The organism is Chromobacterium sp. S0633, assembly GCF_024158805.1.
GTDB lineage: Bacteria > Pseudomonadota > Gammaproteobacteria > Burkholderiales > Chromobacteriaceae > Chromobacterium.
Genome location: NZ_JAMZGH010000025.1, coordinates 97,181 through 116,573 on the forward strand (window position 1 = coordinate 97,181; position 19,393 = coordinate 116,573).

Annotated in this window: 13 protein-coding genes; 3 read left to right on the forward strand and 10 right to left on the reverse strand. The window is 61.9% G+C overall.

Annotation, left to right across the window (positions count from 1 at the left end; translation table 11 throughout):
• Positions 1-212: 212 nt before the first annotated feature.
• From NK214_RS15705 to leuC, 8 genes are all read right to left on the reverse strand, one after another.
• A complete protein-coding gene (locus NK214_RS15705) occupies positions 213-1,223 on the reverse strand; it encodes an aspartate-semialdehyde dehydrogenase (RefSeq protein ID WP_107798734.1) in 1,011 nt (336 codons plus the stop codon).
• A gap of 152 nt (positions 1,224-1,375) precedes the next feature.
• A complete protein-coding gene (asd, locus tag NK214_RS15710) occupies positions 1,376-2,488 on the reverse strand; it encodes an aspartate-semialdehyde dehydrogenase (protein ID WP_227103618.1) in 1,113 nt (370 codons plus the stop codon).
• A 180-nt stretch (positions 2,489-2,668) separates the two neighbouring features.
• On the reverse strand, positions 2,669-3,733 hold the full coding sequence (gene leuB, locus NK214_RS15715; RefSeq protein WP_043592101.1) for a 3-isopropylmalate dehydrogenase: 1,065 nt from the start codon (positions 3,731-3,733) through the stop codon (positions 2,669-2,671).
• Positions 3,734-3,746: 13 nt separating this feature from the next.
• Positions 3,747-4,058, reverse strand: coding sequence for a hypothetical protein (locus NK214_RS15720; protein WP_107798732.1), 312 nt, complete (start codon positions 4,056-4,058; stop codon positions 3,747-3,749).
• On the reverse strand, positions 4,055-4,834 hold the full coding sequence (locus tag NK214_RS15725; RefSeq protein WP_253314947.1) for a class I SAM-dependent methyltransferase: 780 nt from the start codon (positions 4,832-4,834) through the stop codon (positions 4,055-4,057). The genes NK214_RS15720 and NK214_RS15725 overlap by 4 nt, the downstream gene beginning before the upstream one ends.
• Positions 4,835-4,847: 13 nt before the next feature.
• The gene (leuD, locus tag NK214_RS15730) at positions 4,848-5,486 is read right to left on the reverse strand and encodes a 3-isopropylmalate dehydratase small subunit (protein WP_235089035.1); all 639 of its coding nucleotides are present in this window, start codon (positions 5,484-5,486) and stop codon (positions 4,848-4,850) included.
• Positions 5,487-5,578: 92 nt separating this feature from the next.
• Positions 5,579-5,716, reverse strand: a complete 138-nt coding sequence (locus NK214_RS15735; RefSeq protein ID WP_081544472.1) for an entericidin A/B family lipoprotein — start codon at positions 5,714-5,716, stop codon at positions 5,579-5,581.
• Between the two features lie 19 nt (positions 5,717-5,735).
• On the reverse strand, positions 5,736-7,142 hold the full coding sequence (gene leuC, locus NK214_RS15740; RefSeq protein WP_253314948.1) for a 3-isopropylmalate dehydratase large subunit: 1,407 nt from the start codon (positions 7,140-7,142) through the stop codon (positions 5,736-5,738).
• Between the two features lie 170 nt (positions 7,143-7,312).
• On the opposite strand from leuC, the gene NK214_RS15745 reads away from it, so the two are divergent.
• From NK214_RS15745 to NK214_RS15755, 3 genes are all read left to right on the forward strand, one after another.
• A complete protein-coding gene (locus NK214_RS15745; RefSeq protein ID WP_107798728.1) occupies positions 7,313-8,092 on the forward strand; it encodes a helix-turn-helix transcriptional regulator in 780 nt (259 codons plus the stop codon).
• 117 nt (positions 8,093-8,209) lie between these two features.
• Positions 8,210-9,115: a hypothetical protein gene (locus tag NK214_RS15750; protein ID WP_253314949.1), complete on the forward strand. Its 906-nt coding sequence runs from the start codon at positions 8,210-8,212 to the stop codon at positions 9,113-9,115.
• Between the two features lie 384 nt (positions 9,116-9,499).
• Entirely contained in the window at positions 9,500-9,934 is a 435-nt protein-coding gene (locus NK214_RS15755) for a hypothetical protein (protein WP_253314950.1), read from the forward strand.
• 71 nt (positions 9,935-10,005) lie between these two features.
• Here the strand turns inward: NK214_RS15755 and NK214_RS15760 are convergent, their stop codons facing one another.
• On the reverse strand, positions 10,006-10,485 hold the full coding sequence (locus NK214_RS15760; protein ID WP_253314951.1) for a hypothetical protein: 480 nt from the start codon (positions 10,483-10,485) through the stop codon (positions 10,006-10,008).
• An 11-nt stretch (positions 10,486-10,496) separates the two neighbouring features.
• A complete protein-coding gene (locus tag NK214_RS15765; RefSeq protein WP_371926276.1) occupies positions 10,497-19,388 on the reverse strand; it encodes a hemagglutinin repeat-containing protein in 8,892 nt (2,963 codons plus the stop codon).
• Positions 19,389-19,393 lie beyond the last annotated feature (5 nt).

Below are 19,393 nucleotides of genomic sequence, written 5' to 3' on the forward strand. Positions count from 1 at the left end.
CCTTCCGGCACGGTTTATCTTGATTTTATTTGCGCTGGCCCAGCGGGCGCAGACGGTAACTGTTGCAATCTTAGGCCCTGCGGCTGTTTTTAGCTAGATTTCATAATGACGCCGTTTACCCGCGATTTCCGCCGCAGCCATGAAACAGGGCGGCACTCTCGCGAATGCCGCCCTCTGTCCGCGCGATGCGCGGCTTCAGCCAAACCGCCGGATCAGATCAAGCCATTCTGCTTTAACAGAGTTTCGGCGATATTCACGCAATTGAGCGCGGCGCCGGCCTTCACATTGTCGGCGGCCAGCCAGAAACTCAGCGTCCGGCCCTTGCCGCGCAGGCGGCTGACCCACACCGCCTCGTTGCCGGTGGCTTCCATCGGCGTCACATAGCCGCCCAGCTTGTCCGCGGCCACCACTTGCAAGCCTGCCGCAAGCAGACGTTTGCGCGCTTGCTCCATGTCAAATTCATGTTCGAATGCCGCGTTCACCGCCCAGGCGTGGCCGAAGAACACCGGCACGCGCACGCAGGTGGCCTCCACTTGCAGCTGCGGCAGATCCAGCAGCCGCGTCAATTCGCGCTCCACCGAGCGCTCTTCCTCGGACGCGCCGTCCGCGTCCAGCGCGCCGATCTGCGGCAACACGTTGAAGGCGATGCGCTTGTCGTAGACCCGGCTTTCGGTCTCGCGCTGGGAGAACAGCGCCGTGGTCTGGTCCGCCAGCTCTTCCATCGCCGCCTGGCCGCTGCCGGACACCGATTGATAGGTAGCCACCGACACGCGCTGCAAGCCCAACGGGCGCAGCGCCGCCAGCGCCAGCGCCAGCGGCGTTACCGTGCAATTGGGCGCGGCGGCCAGCGCGGCTTCGCCGGCGTCCGCCAGCAAGGCGCCGTTGATGGCGGGGATCACCAGCGGCACGCTGTCGTCCTCGCGGAAGGCGGAGCTGAAATCCACCACCGCCGCGCCGGCCGCGCGCGCCAGCGGCGCGTACTCGCGCGCCAGCTCGCTGCCAGCCGCGAAGATGGCCAACGCCACGTTTTCAAAGGCGAAACCGTCGATAGGATGCACGTCCAGCTCCAGATTGCCGTAGGCGGCGGTCTCGCCTTCCTTGTCCGCCGCGTCCACGGCAAAGACCCGGCCAACGGGCAATTGGCGCTGGGCCAGCAGTTCCAGTACCGCCTGGCCCACCAGGCCGGTGGCGCCGACTACGGCGAGCTGAATAGAGTTCGACATCGCTTTACTTTCTCAATCAATCATTGCAAACAGAATACCGCGCGCAAAAAAGGGCACCTCAGTGCCCTTTTCAACTAGGCCGCGCGTTTGACGCGCGGCTCGGCAGTAGGTGCTCGCCAAGGCGAGCCTCAGGCTGCCGCCATTCTACCCTGTCAGCGCTCAATCAGGATACGCAACATGCGACGCAGCGGTTCGGCCGCGCCCCACAGCAGTTGGTCGCCCACGGTGAAGGCGGACAGGTATTCGCCGCCCATCGCCATCTTGCGCAGGCGGCCCACCGGCGTGGCCAGCGTGCCGGTCACCGCCGCCGGGGTCAGCTCGGCCATCGAGGCCTCGCGGGTATTGGGCACCACTTTGGCCCAGGGATTGGCGGCGGCCAGCATGGCTTCGATCTCGTCCAGCGGCACATCGCGCTTGAGCTTGATGGTCAAGGCCTGGCTGTGGCAACGCATCGCGCCCACGCGCACGCACAAGCCGTCCACCGGCACCGGGTTGGCGGAGCGGCCCAGGATCTTGTTGGTTTCCACGCCGCCCTTCCATTCTTCCTTGGATTGGCCGTTGCCCAGGTCCTTGTCTATCCAAGGGATCAGGCTGCCGGCCAGCGGCACGCCGAAGTTCTGGCTGGGGAAATCGTCCGCGCGCAGGAAGTCCGACACTTTGCGGTCGATATCCAGAATGGCGGACGCCGGGTCCGCCAACAGGCCGGACACCTGGGCGTTGATCGCGCCCATGCCGGACAGCAGTTCGCGCATATTCTGCGCGCCGGCGCCGGAGGCGGCCTGATAGGTCATGGAGGTGGCCCACTCCACCAGATCGTTCTGGAACAGGCCGCCCAGCGCCATCAGCATCAGCGACACGGTACAGTTGCCGCCGACGTAATCCTTGACGCCGCGCGCCAGGCCCTGCTCGATCACCGCTTTATTGACCGGGTCCAGGATAATGATGGCATTGTCTTCCATGCGCAGCGCGGAAGCCGCGTCCACCCAGTAACCGTTCCAGCCGGCGGCGCGCAGCTGCGGATAGACTTCATTGGTGTAATCGCCGCCCTGGCAGGTGACGATCACGTCCATGGTCTTGAGTTCGGCGATGTCCTTCGCGTCTTTCAGCGCCGGGGCGTCGCGGCCGATGTCGGGGGCTTTGCCGCCCACATTGGAGGTGGTGAAGAACACCGGCTCGGCGATCGCCGCAAAATCGTTCTCTTCGCGCATGCGCTGCATCAGCACGGAACCCACCATGCCGCGCCAGCCAACAAAACCTACTCTCACTGGGTCTCTCCTGGTATCTGTCTGTCAAATCGTCGCGCCCGCCTGTGCGGCGGGCGGCTGTAATGTTGTCACCCCATTGTGCAGCGCGATAAAGCGTCAGGCAATGGGGTATTTCGTTTTTATTGTATTCAAATCAGAACAGACGGTTCGCCCGGCGCAAGCCGGGCGGACCACTGCCATTTACAGCGCCGACACCACCGCATCCCCCATCGCCGAGCAGCTGACCTTCTCGCAGCCGGCCTCGTAGATGTCGGCGGTGCGCAGGCCGCGCGCCAGCACGGTTTTCACCGCGTTTTCCACCCGCTGCGCCGCGTCTTCCAGGCCGAAGGTGTAGCGCAGCATCATCGCCGCGGACAGGATGGTGGCCAGCGGATTGGCCAGATTCTGCCCGGCGATGTCCGGCGCCGAGCCATGCGAGGGCTCGTACAGGCCCTTGTTGTTTTCGTCCAGCGAGGCCGACGGCAACATGCCGATGGAGCCGGTCAGCATCGAGGCCTCGTCCGACAGGATGTCGCCGAAGATATTGCCGGTCACCATCACGTCGAACTGCTTGGGATTGCGCACCAGCTGCATCGCCGCGTTGTCCACGTACATATGGGACAACTCCACCTGCGGATACTCCTTGGCCACATCTATCATCACCTCTTTCCAGAACTCGGTGGTTTCCAGCACATTGGCCTTGTCCACCGAGCACAAGCGCTTGTCGCGCTTCATCGCGATGCCGAAGGCGACATGGGCGATGCGGCGCACCTCGCCCTCGCTGTAGCGCATGGTGTTATAGGCCTCGCGCTCGCCCAGCTCGTTGACGGCGATGCCGCGCGGCTGGCCAAAGTAAATGTCGCCGGTCAGCTCCCGCACAATCATGATGTCCAGGCCGGACACCACTTCCGGCTTCAGCGTGGAGGCGTTGGCCAGTTCCGGGTACAGAATGGCCGGGCGCAGATTGGCGAACAGGTTCAAATCCTTGCGGATGGCCAGCAGGCCGCGCTCCGGCCGCAGCGGACGCTCCAGCTTGTCGTAGGCCGGGCCGCCCACCGCGCCCAGCAGCACCGCGTCGGATTCGCGGCACAGCTTCTGGGTGAACTCCGGATACGGCTGGCCGAAGGCGTCGTAGCCGGCCCCGCCCAAAGGCGCCTGTTCGGTTTCGATGGGCAGACCGTCCTTGCGCAGCACTTCCAGCACGCGCTGCGCCTGGGCGATGATTTCCGGACCGATGCCGTCACCCGGCAAAATGGCGATTTTCATACTGTTTTCCTTTTCAGTCTTGAGGACCGCGCCGGGTCAGCCGCTCCACCAGCGCCCGCTCGCAACATTTGAATACGATATAAGCCGCCATCGCGGCATAGCCGGACGCCAGCAGTTCCAGCAATTGGCGCAACGCGCCGTCCATCGCCGCCTGCCAGCCGGCGTCCAGCCACAGCTTAAAATTCAATTGCAACAACAGGGCCAGATTGACCGTGCCCGCGCCGAACACCAGAAAGCTCAAACCCAGCAGCGCGAAGGCCCAGCAGGGATGGCGGTGCAGCCAGGCCATCGCGCCGCGACGGCCGTCGCCGCGGGCGGCGTTCATGTTCTGGCCCACGACACCATCACGTCGGCGCTGAAACTGCCGTCCGCCTCGATGGCGAAATAATCGCGCACCTCCCGGCCCATGCGCTGCTGCTGCAGGCGGATGGCCGCGGCCATCTCCGGCGGCGTGCGCATGCGCGCGGTCCAGGCGTCGAAGGCCAGCCGCAGCCGCTGGCGGCGCAGGCTGTCCACCGCGAAGCCGGCCTCGGCCAGCATCGTCAGCCATTCTCCGGCGCTGTAATCGCGCACGTGGCTGGAATCCCGCAACACCTCCACCGCCTGCAGATGCGTGTCCAGCAAGGGCTGCCCCGGCGACATCACGTCGATCAACGCCAGCCGGCCGCCCGGCTTCAGCACCCGCCGCGCCTCGCGCAGCGCCAGGCCAACGTCGCTCCAGTGGTGGGCGGAATAACGGCTGAACACCAGATCGAAGTCGCCGTCGGCAAAGGGCAGCCGCTCCGCCGCGCCCTGCTGCGTGCTCAGACTGTCCAGGCCGCGCCGGGCCGCTTCCGCCGCCACCACCTCCAACATGGCGGCCGACAAATCGTAAGCCACCACCTCCTGCGCCGCCTCCGCCACCTGAAAGCCGACATGGCCGGCGCCGCAGCCCAGGTCCAACACCCGCGCCGCGCCATGCTCCGCCGCCGCCTGGCGCAGCTCGGCGAACTCCGCGCCTTCCGCATGCACCTGGCTGCTCAGATAGGCGGCGGCCTGGCCGCCGAACTGCTGCTCCACGTGCTGCTTATGCGCGTGGCCGCCCTGCTGTAGCGCGCTCATCGCCGGCCGCCGTTCAGGCGAACAGCCACGGCTGCTCGCCGCGGCGCTTGGCTTCGAAAGCCTTGATTTCGTCCGCATGCCGCAGGGTCAGGCCAATCTCGTCCAGGCCGCCCAGCAGGCAGTGCTTGCGGTGCTCTGTGATGTCGAAGGAGAACACCTGCCCGGCCGGCGTGCTCACCGTCTGCGCCGCCAGGTCCACGGTCAGTTGATAGCCTTCGGCGGCCGCGCATTCGCGGAACAGCTGATCCACCGCGTCCGCCGCCAGCACGATGGGCAGCAGACCGTTCTTGTAGCAGTTGTTGAAGAAGATGTCGGCGAAACTGGGCGCGATCACCACGCGGAAGCCCTGGTCGTCCAGCGCCCACGGCGCGTGCTCGCGGCTGGAGCCGCAGCCGAAGTTCTCGCGCGCCAGCAACACCTGCGCGCCCTGATAGCGCGGCAGGTTAAGCACGAAATCGGGGTTCAGCGGCCGCTTGCTGTTGTCCATGCCCGGCTCGCCGTGGTCCAGGTAACGCCATTCGTCGAACAGATTGGGACCGAAGCCCGAGCGCTTGATGGATTTCAAGAACTGCTTGGGAATAATGGCGTCGGTATCCACATTGGCGCGGTCCAAGGGACAGGCCAAACCGGTCAGGGTGGTAAATGCTTTCATCGTCAATGCCGTTTCCGGGCGCTAGCGCCCGCCTTCATTAGAGAGTGCGAGGAGACAACCGCCCCGGCGGACGCCGGGGGCGGGCCGCCGCATCACATTTTGTTGGACACGTCCTTGGCGGCGTTTTCAATCGCCTGCCCGCCCTTGGACACGTCCTGGCCCACGCCCTTCACCGTATTGCAAGCGCTCAGGGTCAGCGCGGCCAGTACCAACAACAGCAGTTTTTGCATGATTCTCTCCTTGGAACGGTTACAACGAACGCACATCGACGAAATGACCAGTGACGGCGGCGGCCGCCGCCATCGCCGGGCTGACCAGATGCGTGCGGCCGCCCTGCCCCTGACGGCCCTCGAAATTGCGGTTGGACGTGGACGCGCAACGTTCGCCCGGCAACAGGCGGTCCGCGTTCATCGCCAGGCACATGGAGCAGCCCGGCTCGCGCCACTCGAAGCCGGCGGCCAGGAACACCTGGTCCAGACCCTCGGCCTCCGCCTGCGCCTTCACCAGGCCGGAGCCCGGCACCACCAGCACCTGCTTCACATTGGCGGCCTTGTGGCGGCCCTTGGCCACGCTGGCGGCCTCGCGCAAATCCTCGATGCGGCTATTGGTACAGGAACCGATGAAGACGATGTCCACCGCGATGTCGTGGATGGGGGTGTTGGCCTGCAAACCCATATAGCTGAGCGCGCGCTCAATGCCGTTTTTCTTCACCGGATCGCTTTCCCGCGCCGGGTCCGGCACCGCGCCGTCGATATCCACCACCATCTCCGGCGAAGTGCCCCAGGTCACCTGCGGCAGAATCTCCTCCGCGCGCAGCACCACTTCCGCGTCGAATACGGCGCCCGGATCGGAACGCAAAGTGCGCCAATACGCCACCGCCTGCTCCCACTGCTCGCCTTTAGGCGCAAACGGCCGGCCTTTTACATAATCGATGGTCTTCTGGTCCGCCGCCACCATGCCCGAACGCGCGCCGGCCTCGATCGCCATATTGCACAAGCTCATCCGGCCTTCCATCGACAGGCTCTCGATGGCCTCGCCGGCGAACTCGATCGCATAGCCGGTACCGCCGGCGGTGCCGATCTTGCCGATGATGGCCAGCGCTACATCCTTGCCGGTGATGCCGCGGCCCAATTGGCCATCCACCCGCACCAGCATATTCTTGGACTTCTTGGCCACCAGACACTGCGTGGCCATCACATGCTCCACCTCGGAGGTGCCGATGCCATGCGCCAGCGCGGCGAAAGCGCCGTGGGTGGAAGTGTGGCTGTCGCCGCACACCACCGTCATGCCCGGCAGCGTGGCGCCCTGCTCCGGCCCCATCACATGCACAATGCCCTGGCCCTTGTCCTTGAACGGGAAATACGCCAGCGCGCCAAAAGCCTTGATATTGGCATCCAGCGTTTCCACCTGCTGACGCGAGATCGGGTCCTTGATGCCCTCGTCCCAATGATCGGTGGGCGTGTTGTGGTCCGCGGTGGACACCACCGAATCCACGCGCCACAGCGGGCGGCCCGCCAGCTTCAGCCCCTCGAACGCCTGCGGGCTGGTCACCTCATGCACCAGGTGGCGGTCGATGTACAGCAAGGCCGTGCCGTCCGCCTCCTGGCGCACCACGTGGCTGTTCCATAATTTGTCGTACAAGGTCTGTGCGGTCATGGTGTTTGCTCGAATCCGGTTATTCAACTTGAGACTGCCGCCGGCGCCGCGGGTTTCCGCGCGCCGGGCACAAGGCTCTGCTCCGTGGACTTATCTTGGAGCCAAACTTTCCCAGCAACAAGCCAGTTGCTTATACTAGTAGCGATACTAATACCCAGAGCCCTACGCCCATGACCGCCAGCAAAGACAGCGCGCCGCTGGGCCAATTCATCCGCGCCCACCGCGAGCGCCTGAGCCCGGAACAAGCCGGCCTGCCGCCCGGCCAGCGCCGCCGCGCCAAAGGCCTGCGCCGCGAAGAAGTGGCCGCGCTGTGCGACATCAGCACCACCTGGCTGACCTGGATAGAACAAGGCCGCACCCAATCCGTGTCCGCGCCCACCCTGGCCCGGCTGGCCGAGGCGCTGCGCCTGACCGCCGCCGAGCGCGACTACCTGTTCAATCTGGCAGGCCTCAAAGACCCGGAACCGGAATGGCGCGGCCCATCCGAACAGGCCAAGGCGCTGTTAAAGCAGGCCACCGCCCATATCGATTCCCCCGCCTACGTACTGGACGCCGAATGGCGCGCCGTAGCCTGGAACCCGCCGGCCCAAAGGCTGTTCCGGGACTGGCTGGGCCGGCCGGACGCCAGCCGCAGCCTGCTGGACTTCATCTTCCTGGCCCCGGAAGCGCGCAGCTTCATCGACCAATGGGCGGAGCGCGCCGGCCGCATCGTCGCAGAACTGCGCGCCGATCTCAGCCCGCGGCTGAATCAGCCCGCCATGGCCGCGATGATTGCGGCGCTGGAAGCGAAAAGCCCGGAATTCCGCCAATACTGGCAACAGCAGGACGTGCAAGGCCGCGAAGGCGGCAGCCGCGTGTTCCACCACCCCAGCGCCGGCCGCATCGAGCACCAGCAAATCACCCTCAAACTGGCCCAGGCGCCGGAGTACAAGCTGGTGATGCTGCTCTGAGCGCATGCCGGAGACATGGCCATTTCTTTATATTGAACGCTCCCGGGTTTGGGCACACTGCGCCGCACCAACAAAAAGGCGGCGCTAAACGCCGCCCATCCCGCCTCAGGAGCGCTTATGAAAATTTCAGACCTATTGCTCAGCTGCATTCACCCGCGCGGTTCCGCGGACCCGGACACTCCGCCGCAAACCGCGCTGGCCGGCGAACTCAAACGCGCGCAGAACAGCGACGCCAACGCCGCCCTGCTGCGCGCCGCGCCCAGCCCAAGCGCCGCTCGCTCCCGCGCCCACGACAGCGCGCTGAACCAAGCCAGACGCCGCTTCGCCACCGCCACGCCAGCCGGCGTGGACCCGGCGTTCAAACCCGCCCAGCAACGCTTCGCCCACTGGCTTAACCAGCAACCGCTCAATACCTGGCGCCAACTGCTGCACAATCACCAAGCCCGCGAAGTGCACGCCTTCATTGACGCCCACACCGAAGACATGGCGCGCCGCGACCTGGCCAGGATGCCCGGCGCGGACGCCAAGGCCCTGATCCAGGCTTACCGCGAAGCCATGATCGCCGCCGCCGCCCAACTCTACCCGCAACAAGCCGAGCGCTTCCGCCAGGGCGGCGTCAGCACCCTCAGCCAGCAACTGGAGCAACTCAGCCAGCAGGCAGGGCTGGATTGCAGCAACAAACGCCCGCTGCAACAGCAGGCGCTGCAAGAGCTGATACGCGCCACGGCGGACCAAATAGCCGACGCGCTGGAGCAAACCAAACCGCAACTGCTGCGCAAAGCGCTGGAACAGGCCAGCAACGCCTACCAGGCGCACCCGGCCGCCACCCGCCGGCAAGCCGCCTGCCAAGCCGCCGCCCAAACCTTATCCGGCGAACGCGAAGCCAATGACCAGAACACGCTGGGGCTGTCGCTGCGCCGCGCCGGCGGCGCCCGTCTCAGCCGCCGTCATTACGACTCCATCCGCCTGAGCCGGGAAGCCTTCGCCCAGCGCCGGACCACCTTGGGCAAGCGCGCCGGCTAAGCCCGTCCTAAAGCCCCGCCCAGCACCCGCCGCATCGCCGGCGGCTGGGACCGGGGCGGCTTGGCCGCAAGCCCAAGCCCAAAACTTGGCGGCCGCGTGCCCTTGACCCGCCCCGCCCGCGCCGCCACAATCGCCTGCGTGCCGATCCACATCCGGCACTGGGACTGGAACCCCAAAAAACTTCACTCTCAGCGAACGGGCCGCTTTGCGGCCCTTATTGTTCGCCGCCTGAGCACGCCCATACGGCGGGCGCAGGCTGCGGGAACGGCTTCGGCCGTGCCGAGAAGAGAGTGATCGGTGTTCCAGTCCCGTGGTCTTGCGCCCGCCTCCCGACTGGAACCGAGAAGCGGGGACATCATGCACACTCTCATAGGAGTCTCCCTAATGTCCCAAGCACTTCCCCCGCGCCGTCATTACCGTCCCAAGCCTCACGAAACCCAGGCCACGCAGCTGCCCTTCGTCCGCCACCTGCCGCAACGCGGCCAGCCCCACCATTGGCAGATGCCGCCCGCCGACGACTACGTCGACGCCTGCGCCTACGGCCGCGAATGTGCCGCCCACCTGGCCCAATACCTGAAAGACAATCCGGACCGCCACAACAAGGGCCTGCTCGGCAAAATCGCCTACGACATCGACTTCCGCGACCCTCACCACGCCCGCGGCTATTGGGTGGGCTTCTTCAACTACGCGGAGCAGCTGATGTTGCTGGGCGCGCTGCGCTGCGACGTCTTCCAGCACGTGGACAGCGTGCACGCGATGCAACGCGCGCAAGTCGCCAAAACCGAGCTGGAAGGCAAGACGCCCGGCCGCAATAGCTAAGACGTAAAAAAAGCGGCGCGCCGGATTGGCGCGCCGCTTTCATGGCCATAGAAGGCCGCAAACTTCAGCCTCTAATAATCGATATAGCCCCAATTATCCTCATCTATCGGCGCAGCCAGCTTTTCCGTTGGATAATTGCGCAGACCTTCCAGCACTATCGGCAAATCATGGGCAATCGCCTCGTACTCGTCCCGTGGCAAATGATAGGCCGCATGATAACGCTCCAAGTCAAAATGCTCCAATATCGCCAAGGCCCAAGGATGAAAATTGATCGGCACGTGATCCCACTCTAAGGCTTTTTTGGCGGTAGCCAGCCATATAACAGGAAGATTCTCATTGGCTTTACAATACAACCCCCAAGTCTCATTAATAACCCACCACAACCTATCACTTCTTTCTTCAGCGTTTGACTGATCCCAGACAGCTCTCGCCCTTGGATAGTCAAATAACTCAACAAAATACTTTAAAAATCGTAGATATATATCATCCCTCGCAGGAAACAAATAAACATCATCCTTCAGCAAGGATTCAACCTCAATTCCTGGAAACATATACACCTCAATTATTTTTTAGGTTTTGCGGACACGTACGATAAATCCGGCGCCACCGGCCATTTTTTCTTATTTTCCCCTGCCCCTGATGGCACAACATAGCCCCCACCCCCTCTTTCATAAACAGCCACCCTTCCATTATTATGATAGAGACGCACTTCCACATTAGGGAATAGCTTCGAAAATTGTTCAGATATTACTGCAGAGCAGCTATAACATGGTGCGCGTTCCGTAAAGAGATTAATACTCCCAGCCACATGTGGATTGCCCCTATATTTTTGCGAAAAAGCCTCCAGTATTTTAAACTCAGTATCCACCTCACGCGGAATGGGGTAACGTGGATCCAACACAGGACTCAACATTCTATCCTCTCGAGGGGGTAAGCTAACAAACCCATCTCTTTGCCCCTCCGCATTGTTCCCTATCCTGGAATGCGCTTTCACACTATAGCTACCTTCCCCATAGACATTAATTTCCGCTGCCGCTGCATTGCCAACGGGACGCCCTTTCTCATCCATCATAGGCAACTGCTTCCGGATTTGATCCACCTCCGCCTTCAACGACGACCAAGTTTCTGCATGATAGCTTTCCCCATCTCGGTTGGCATTCAGCTTGGTTTGCGTTTTTGCTGGCACTGGCGATGCGGACAGGTAGTCCGGCTTCTCCTTTGCCGGCCCTGCTTTTACCAGCGTCCCGCCGCCAACCGGCCTGCCCTGCGGCTTGGGGGCGACGCCATTGGTGGAAAACAGCAGGCCCGATGCGATTGCCCTTTGCATCAAGCTGGTTTGAGACTCGTTAATCGCCCCGCTTGTCACCGCCACGTGTTCCGCCGCGCCCAACAACTTGTTCAGCTGATCCAGACGCTTATCTAACTGAATCACTTGCGGCGAGGCGGTTTTTCCGCTTTTATACAAGTCCAATTGTTGCTTGAACGTTGCTGTATATTCCTCCTGCAACTGCAACACCACCTGTTTTTGCTCCGCCTTGGAAACATGCGCAAAATCGCCGGTCACCAACCCAACATAGCGAGCAAATTGCTCCTGGTTCATCCTGCCATTAAGCCGCGGCAACTGAGCATAAGCATCCGCCATCTGAGGCAGATACTGTAGATTCAATGCATCGTTCTTATAGTCCGCGGTTCCACGATAATCCAGACGAACACCGCTACTCCCTTGCAGGTCTTTCAAAATGGCTTCCGCCTGCGGGTCATTGCGGTAGCTAATGTACATCTCGCTATTTTGGAAGGCCAGTTGCTCCAACAGGCGAGCCTCCCATTGTTTGGCGCTTAGTCCCTCTTTCCCCGCCAACTGTTTTGCTTTTTCCTTCACCAGCTTGGTCTGACTGGGGTGCAGCTGCCTATTGAACTTTTCCCCATCCAGCGCCACCGCGCCTCCCGACAATGCCGCGCCAGCATCGCCGCCGCTCAATCCGCCCACTACCGCACCAGTGGCGACGGCCGCCCATTGCTGAATGGCTTTGCGTTGCGGCTCGTCCAACTGGGTATTGCTCTGCAGATAATCGGCCACTTGGCTGCCTATCCACTCATTGGCGCCGGCCGCCGCCATGCCCGCCAACATATTGCCCCCGCCCGCCTTAGCCTGCAGCGCCCCCATCAACGCATGCAACGCCATTTTTTCCGGACTACCGTCCTTCCAGCCCATTTCCTTAGACAAGTCGCCCACGGCGCGGAAACCGACTTCCCCCAAAACGCGGCTGAACTCTTGCTGCTCCGCAACTTTCTTGGCGTCGAAGATACGCTCCAATTGCCCACCTGCGCTTGCGGCGTCGCGACTCAAACCGGCCGTACTGTCCTGTCCGCTGCTCTGATCTTGCTTGACGGTAATGCTGCCGCCGGCTATCGCGCTGTTCGTGGTACTGGATTTGGACTCCTGCTGCGGAACGCCCAAACCTGGCATCACCATGCCGCCCTTTGGCGCGCCGCCCATGCCATCCCCGCCGGAGCTGAAACTGGCGCTGAAGCTGACGGCGGAGTATTCCGCGGAATTTTCCAGCCCGGCAAAGCCCAGGCTATTAGTAAGCAGCGTGTTTTTGGCGGCGTCCGCCGTGCTCGTGATCACCGCGCCATTCAACTGGGAATGCCCGCCCACGGCGACATCAAAACCACCCTTTCCGGCAAACAAACCAGTCTGCTCCTGCACGCTGCGCCAATCGCTCTTGGTTTGACTGAAGCTCAGACTGCCGTCCACTCCGCTATCGTTGCCATAGGCATAACGCCCTTCAATCTGACCGGACCAGCTCTTTTGCCGGTATTGATCCCGATCTTGCTCGCTGGTCAATGTAAGATTTCTGCCCACCTCAAATTGGATGCTGTCGCCGCGTACGGTTGTCCCCGTCAGACTAACGTCGCGACCGGTTTTGACTTGCACTTTGCCGGTGGCGTCCAGCGTGGTTTCCTCATGCGTCAGACTGCTGATCTTGGTGCTGCTCTGGCTCATTGCCGCAGAGCCGTAAGCGCCAATCCCGCCTTTGCCGCCGCCTTTGCCTACGCTGCCGCCAATGTAGACCCCCGCCTCCAGATCCAGCTTGCGATAGGTGCTTTCCTGGCTGCTGATGGCCTCCTGGCTATGGGTAATCAGGTCTCGAGCGGCGTTCAACGCAATTGCGTTGGCAGTCAAAGCCGTTCCGGTCAGCGTGATGTCTCCGTTTTCTCCGCTCCCATCGCCCCGCGCCCGAATATCTATTTCGCCACCAGCCGCAGCTTGCGCTTTCTTCACCACATCAACGTGGGAGATGCTCTCGCTTTCTTCACGGCTATAGCCATAGCCGATGGAAACCCTGCCTTTCAAACCGCCGCCCTTGTCCGTGCTTTGACTGACGGACTGCATCATGGTGGACAAGTCTTTGGCGGCGTAAGCCGCTTTGGCGGCATAAAGCGCTTTAAGCCTAGGGTCGCTGACTTGCGAGCCGCGGTCCGCGGTGCTCATCAGATTGGCCGCTGCCTGGCTGACCGTGCTTTTGGCTCCGATACGCAAACCGCTGGATTCGGTGTAACTAAGCGTGCGGCTGTCCAATGCATCCACCACCGCGACTCCGCTTACATCTCGACCATCAATCTGAATATCTTTGGCCGCTTGCAACTGAGTGCCGATCAGGTCGATTTTGCCTCCGGCCTGAATCAGCAGACTGCCGGCGTTACTGCCAACAACCCCTTGTACATGAGTGGCATTGTTCTGCAGTTCTTCCAGCCCTTTAGTACGGCTGCCCACGGTAACGCCGAACGAACCGCCTCCGCTGCTGCCGAACATGCCGCTGGTTTTTTCTATATGAATATGTTCGGAGCGCGCCCGGTCTATGGCACTGTCCAGCGTAATATCACGTCCCGCAATCAAAGCCACATCGTTGTTAGCGACAATCTGCGCGCCTACGGCCCGAATGTCGCGTACGCCTTTCGCCACGATGGCATCGGCGGATAACAGTGTCTGCTGCGCCGTGGTGCTGTCGTGTGAGCTAATATCGGTGACGGTTTTTTTCTTAAACGCGCCCCCGGAACTACGCACGGTCTTGTGGTAGTCGCTATGTCTATTGTCCGCAGTACCCAGCTCTATATCACGCCCAGCCAACAAAACCGATTGACCGTCACTGATGATGTTGGCCGCCTGAGTTGCAATATCGCGGCCTGCATTAAGGGTCAAACCGCTGGCGCCGGACAGCGCACTGCCGTGCTGGCTAAGGTCGTAGTTGTTGTGGATATCGCCATTGGTGTAGTAGTTGTCGCTGCGGCTTTGGGTAGCCACCGCCCCCAGGCGAATATCCTGACCTACATTCAGCGTCAAACCGCCATGGCTGCCTAGGCTGGCGCCGTTCAGTACGGCGGCGTCGCCGGCTTGCAATTGCAGATTGCCCTGGCTGGTCAGGCCAGCCACGGTAAGGCTGTCTGTTTGCCAGCTGTGACCATAGCCCTTGGAACCCATCTGCACATTGAGACGATCTTGCCGGCTGTTGGCTTCGCTTTGTACGGTCAACTGCTTGCCGGCCAGCGCCAGCAGGCCGCCGCCGGCCTGGGCCTGGGAGCCGTTGAGGGCTAGATTGCCGCCGGCTTGCAGCAGCATATCGCCGCCGGCCTGCAGCTGGGTGGCATGGCGGATCTGGTCCAGCGTCGAGTACGCGCCCCAACCCCAGCCATTCCAACTGCCCTGGCCTTGCTTGCTGTCCAATGTGGATTGCAGGGTCAGCTCATTGCCGGCCACGGCGAGCAGCTTGCCGCCTGCTTTGACGTCCGCGCCGCTAAGCGTGAGGTCGTGCCCGGCGTTAAAGCTCAGGCTGCCACCCACTTGCAGCGTGCTGCCGACATGGTCGACCTGCTGGTAACTGTACTGGCTGCGGCCGGTGTTGGCCGCATAGCTGTAACGATTTTCGCGGCTGGCGATGTCCAGATCGCGGCCAGCCTGCAGTTGCGCGTCGCCGCTGACCCGCAGCTGCGCGGCTTGCAGCTTGAGATCATTGCCGGCCTGCAGCTGCAAGCTGCCCGCCTGGATCACGCTGCCGGCCTGGCTGTGTTGCTTGTCGTCGCTAACGCTCAGGTTGTGGCGAGCGCCAAGGCCCAGATCGCCGCCGGCCAGCACTTTGCCGCCTTCGATGCGGATATCGCCCGCCTGCGCCAACAGACTGTTGTCCGCCTTCAGGGTGCCGCTATTGATCAGCGAGCCATCGGCCAGCAGCTCCATATGGCTGCCGGCCAGCACCGCGCCCTGGCCTCGCAGCGATTGCTCCTGCGCCTTGGCCAGGTACACCACCGGCACCAGCACGTCATGACCGTCGACATTCTGCTTGACCAGCCACACCATGTCCGCGGTAAGTCGGGACATCTGCTCCGCGGACAGCGCCACGCCCGGCGTCAATTGGAATTGCTTGGCGTATTCCGCGCCCTGGCTCATCAATTGCTGGTATTGCTGCGTCGCGTTGGCGTTGCCGCCGATGAAGCGCTTGCCGGTCAGTTCCGTCACCGCGCGGCTGACCAGCTGCTGCTCGTAGAAACCGTCGCCCAGGCGCTTTTCCACGCGGCTGGGGTCGTAGCCCAATTGTTTGAGCAGATAATCCGACGAAATGAAATTGCCGTATTGGGTAAAGCGCGGATCGGTTTCCACCAAATAAGGCTGCGCCGGCGCCGGGCGGGTCTGGAACAGGCCGTTATTGGGCAAGCTATAGCCGTCCGCCACCGGGTTGGCCGCCTTGGTGCCGGCGGACTCCAGCAATACTTGCTGCGGCAGCACCGCGGCTTTGGCTCCATCCCACTGTGCGCCGGCCAGGCCGCCCACCGCTGATTTTTGCAGATCCGCCGCCGCTTGCGCGCCAGTCAGCTGCCCGACCAAGGTTTGCGCGGAGGCGACGGCATCCAGCGGCTTGCCGCCCAGATTCTTGCCCGCGCTGGCCATGTCGCCATCGGCTTGCGCCAAAGCCTTGCCCGCCGTGGTGTTTACCGCCGTCGCTTTGGACTGGCTATCGCCGGTAGTTAGAGAGATATCGAGTTGCGAAGCCTTGCCGTTGGAAATGGTGGGGGCTTGTAGTGTGAGTTTTTTGCCGGTGCTAATGGTCGCGTCCAGTGAGGCTAGGACTTCAGTACGCGTTGTGACGGTTGTAGCCCCCACTCTACCAGCAGGGAAAACAGCTTGAGTCGTTTCGGTTACTGTCTTCAACAGCTTTTGACCAACATTATTTACTTGATTGCCAGCCACCAAAACCAAGTCACCGCCAGCTGAAATTGAACTATATTTATTAAAAACACCTGAAGACTGAATAGATAAATCACCTGCAACCAACAGTCTCGCAACGCCCCCTCCCCCAGCAGCCATATCGGTCTTAACTGAAACCGAGTAATTCCTTGCCATTTCACCTGGAACGCCAACCTCATCCCTACCAGCCACTGAAATAGGTAGCGGGTAAATATTTATTTTCGGCGCGGCGCTATAACCATCAACAACACCACCAGATATAAATGACTCTGCCACACCATAACCAAAAATCATTGGATCCAAATTACCCGACAGCAGCTGACGTGAAGTAGTCGGTAGAATATGTTTTTTAGGATCATAACCCGGCAAATAATAATAACCTGCCTGCCAACCACTTCCCACCTTTAAAAAATATGGAATTGACACCAACTTAGAGCCAACAGAATCTTTAACAGTAATATACTTTCTTTCCTCATCAACTGATGCCACCCCATTCAAAGAAACAAAGCCAACATAGGACATGCTGCGATCACATTGACCAGCGCCATCCTTTCCACAACTCACATGCTCATAAACCACAGAAGGAAGCATATATAATGTTTTTCTATAGCTTTCGACACTTTCTTTACTTGGCAGCACTTCTACTGGATTTGCCTCATTACTCACCCTCCCCGCATCAATAAACATATTGCCATCGGACTGCAGGGTCGCCACATGGTTAATCACCTGCCCTGTGGCCGCCCCTGCCTTGCCTATGCGCATATCGCCCTGGCTATACAACCAGCTGCCGTCGTGATTATTCAAGGTTTGTCCGATATCCAGCACCATATTGCCGGCAGAGGCGATCAGCCCCTGGTTGCCGCCGTTGTCCAGGCTGGCGGCCTGGATGGAGATATCGCCGCCGGTGATGGAGTGGGTGTTCAGCACGCTGGCGGCGTTCAGTTGCAAACTGCCGGCGCTGAGCTTGCCGCTATTGCTCAGCGCCTGGCTCAGTGCAGTGCTAAGTTTGCCGCCTGCGTTGACCTCGCCGCTATTGGTCCAGCTGACGCCGTTCAAAACCAAATCGCCGCCGGCCTGCAACTGGCCGCTGTTGATCAGATTTCCGCCGCTGCTGATGCTGAGCTTGCCATTGGCTTGCAGCTTGCTGCCCGACGCGTGGATGAAGTCGCTGGCGAGGGTCAGGCTCAAATCCTTGCCAGCCAGGAAGGAGCCGGAATTGCCCAGGCTCACGGTGTCGATGCCCAGGCTGCCCACGCTCAGCAGGCTGCCGCCGGCATTGTCCAGTCCTTGCGCCTTGATCCGCCAATCGCCGTTGCCGGCGATCTGGCCGCCGTTGTTCAATTGCCCGCTGAGGGTCACACGGCTGTCGCCGCTGCCCAGCGCCAACAGCTTGCCGCCCTGGTTGAGCAGACTGCCGCTGTCCAAGGCCAAAGTGTGGCCGGCCTGGATCAGGCCGCCGGCGTTGTCCACGCTGGCGCTGTCCAACTTCAAGGCGCCGTTGCTGCCCAAAGCCCCCTGGCGATTGTCCAGCACTCCACTCGCGCTGAGCTGCAGATCGCCCTGACTGCTGAGCGTGCCGCCAGCATTCAGCAGGCCCGCCGCCGTCACCTGCAGTTGACCGTTGGACAGCACCTTGCCCTGCAGACTGTTGTCCAGCTGGCCGCTTAACTCCAGCTTGGCCGCGCCGTCTCCCGCTTGACTGAGCAAGCCCTGCTGGTTGTTCAGCTCCGCGGCTTTCAGTTGCAGTTGCCCGGCCTGGATCTTGCCGCCCTGGTTCTGCGCCACTTGCGCCACTTGTACGCCCAGCTTGGCCGCGCTTTGCAAAACGCCTTGACGGTTGTCCAAGGCCGCGGCGTTCACCTCCAGACCGCCATTGCCGGCCAACAAACCCTGTGCGGAGTTGTCCAGCGTCCCGCTGATGTTGACCTTGCCGTCGCCGCTTCCCAACACCTTGATGCTGCCGCCCTGATTACCCAGGCCAGCCGCGTGCATGTGCAAGGACTCGGCTTGCACCGTGCCGCCTTGGTTGCTCAAGGCTGCGCCCAGCTGCAGTTGCAGCCCTTGTCCGCTAACCAGGGCGCCGCCCTGATTGTCCAGACCTTGGGCCAATTGCAATGATTGCGCGCCCAGGCTGCTCAACGAGCCCTGCTGGTTGTTCAAGGATTGAGCCGCAAGCGTCAGGCCGCCGTTGCTGAACAGCGTGCCTTGCTGATTGTCGAGACGCTGGCGCACCTGCCATTGCGCCATGGTCTGTCCCAGGTGGCGGATTTCGCCGCCCTTGTTGCTGAGCGTATCCGCCTTCAGGTTCAGGTCTTTAGCGACGATGTGGCCGCCGTCGTTGTTCAAGCCGGCTTGCTTCTCCAGCTTCAACTCCCCGGCCGATTGCAGCGTGCCGCCGTGGTTGTCGATGTCAGCGGCCTTGATGTCCAGCCCGGCATTGCCGGCGATCTTGCCCTGGTTGTTCAGCTGGCCGCTGATCTCCAGGCCGCTGGCGGCGTCCTTGCCCAAGGCCAGAATCTGGCCCTTGTCGGCGTTGCTGACGCTGGCCGCCGTCAGTTGCAAATCCTTGCCCGCCTGGATCAGGCCTGCGCCGTTCTCCAGTTGCCCAGCCGTCAGTTTGAACTGGCCGTCGCTGCCTAGCAGGCCATCATTGCGCAGCACTTCGCTGGCGCTAAGACTCAGACTTTGCGAGCCGATCAGGCTGCCCTTGGCGTTGTTCAGCTGCAGCAGCTTGGCGTCCAGCGCTTGCTGGGCGAAGACTTCGCCGCCCTGATTGCTGAGCGTGCCCGCTTTCAGGTTCAGGTCTTTGGCGACGATGTGGCCGCCGTCGTTGTTCAGGCTGGCTTGCTTCTCCAGCTTCAACTCACCGGCCGACTGCAGCGTGCCGACGTGGTTGTTGATGTCGGCGGCCTTGATGTCCAGCCCGGCGTTGCCGGCGATCTTGCCCTGGTTGTTCAGCTGGCCGCTGATCTCCAGGCTGCTGGCGGCATCCTTGCCCAGCGCCAAGATTTGCCCTTTGTCAGCGTTGCTGACGCTGGCCGCCGTCAGTTGCAAATCCTTGCCCGCCTGGATCAGGCCCACGCCGTTCTCCAGCTGCCCGGCCGTCAGCGTGAACTGGCCGTCGCTGCCGAGCAGGCCATCGTTGCGCAACACCTCGCTGACGCTGAGGTTCAGGTTTTGCGAACCAATCAGGCTGCCCTTGGCGTTGTTCAGCTGAC

Coding starts and splice junctions, on each gene's coding strand:
- NK214_RS15760 (WP_253314951.1), bottom strand. CDS start 10,485: ATGTTTCCAGGAATTGAGGTTGAATCCTTGCTGAAGGATGATGTTTAT.
- leuD (WP_235089035.1), bottom strand. CDS start 5,486: ATGAAAGCATTTACCACCCTGACCGGTTTGGCCTGTCCCTTGGACCGC.
- NK214_RS15735 (WP_081544472.1), bottom strand. CDS start 5,716: ATGCAAAAACTGCTGTTGTTGGTACTGGCCGCGCTGACCCTGAGCGCT.
- leuC (WP_253314948.1), bottom strand. CDS start 7,142: ATGACCGCACAGACCTTGTACGACAAATTATGGAACAGCCACGTGGTG.
- NK214_RS15750 (WP_253314949.1), top strand. CDS start 8,210: ATGAAAATTTCAGACCTATTGCTCAGCTGCATTCACCCGCGCGGTTCC.
- NK214_RS15720 (WP_107798732.1), bottom strand. CDS start 4,058: ATGAACGCCGCCCGCGGCGACGGCCGTCGCGGCGCGATGGCCTGGCTG.
- NK214_RS15725 (WP_253314947.1), bottom strand. CDS start 4,834: ATGAGCGCGCTACAGCAGGGCGGCCACGCGCATAAGCAGCACGTGGAG.
- NK214_RS15745 (WP_107798728.1), top strand. CDS start 7,313: ATGACCGCCAGCAAAGACAGCGCGCCGCTGGGCCAATTCATCCGCGCC.
- leuB (WP_043592101.1), bottom strand. CDS start 3,733: ATGAAAATCGCCATTTTGCCGGGTGACGGCATCGGTCCGGAAATCATC.
- NK214_RS15755 (WP_253314950.1), top strand. CDS start 9,500: ATGTCCCAAGCACTTCCCCCGCGCCGTCATTACCGTCCCAAGCCTCAC.
- NK214_RS15705 (WP_107798734.1), bottom strand. CDS start 1,223: ATGTCGAACTCTATTCAGCTCGCCGTAGTCGGCGCCACCGGCCTGGTG.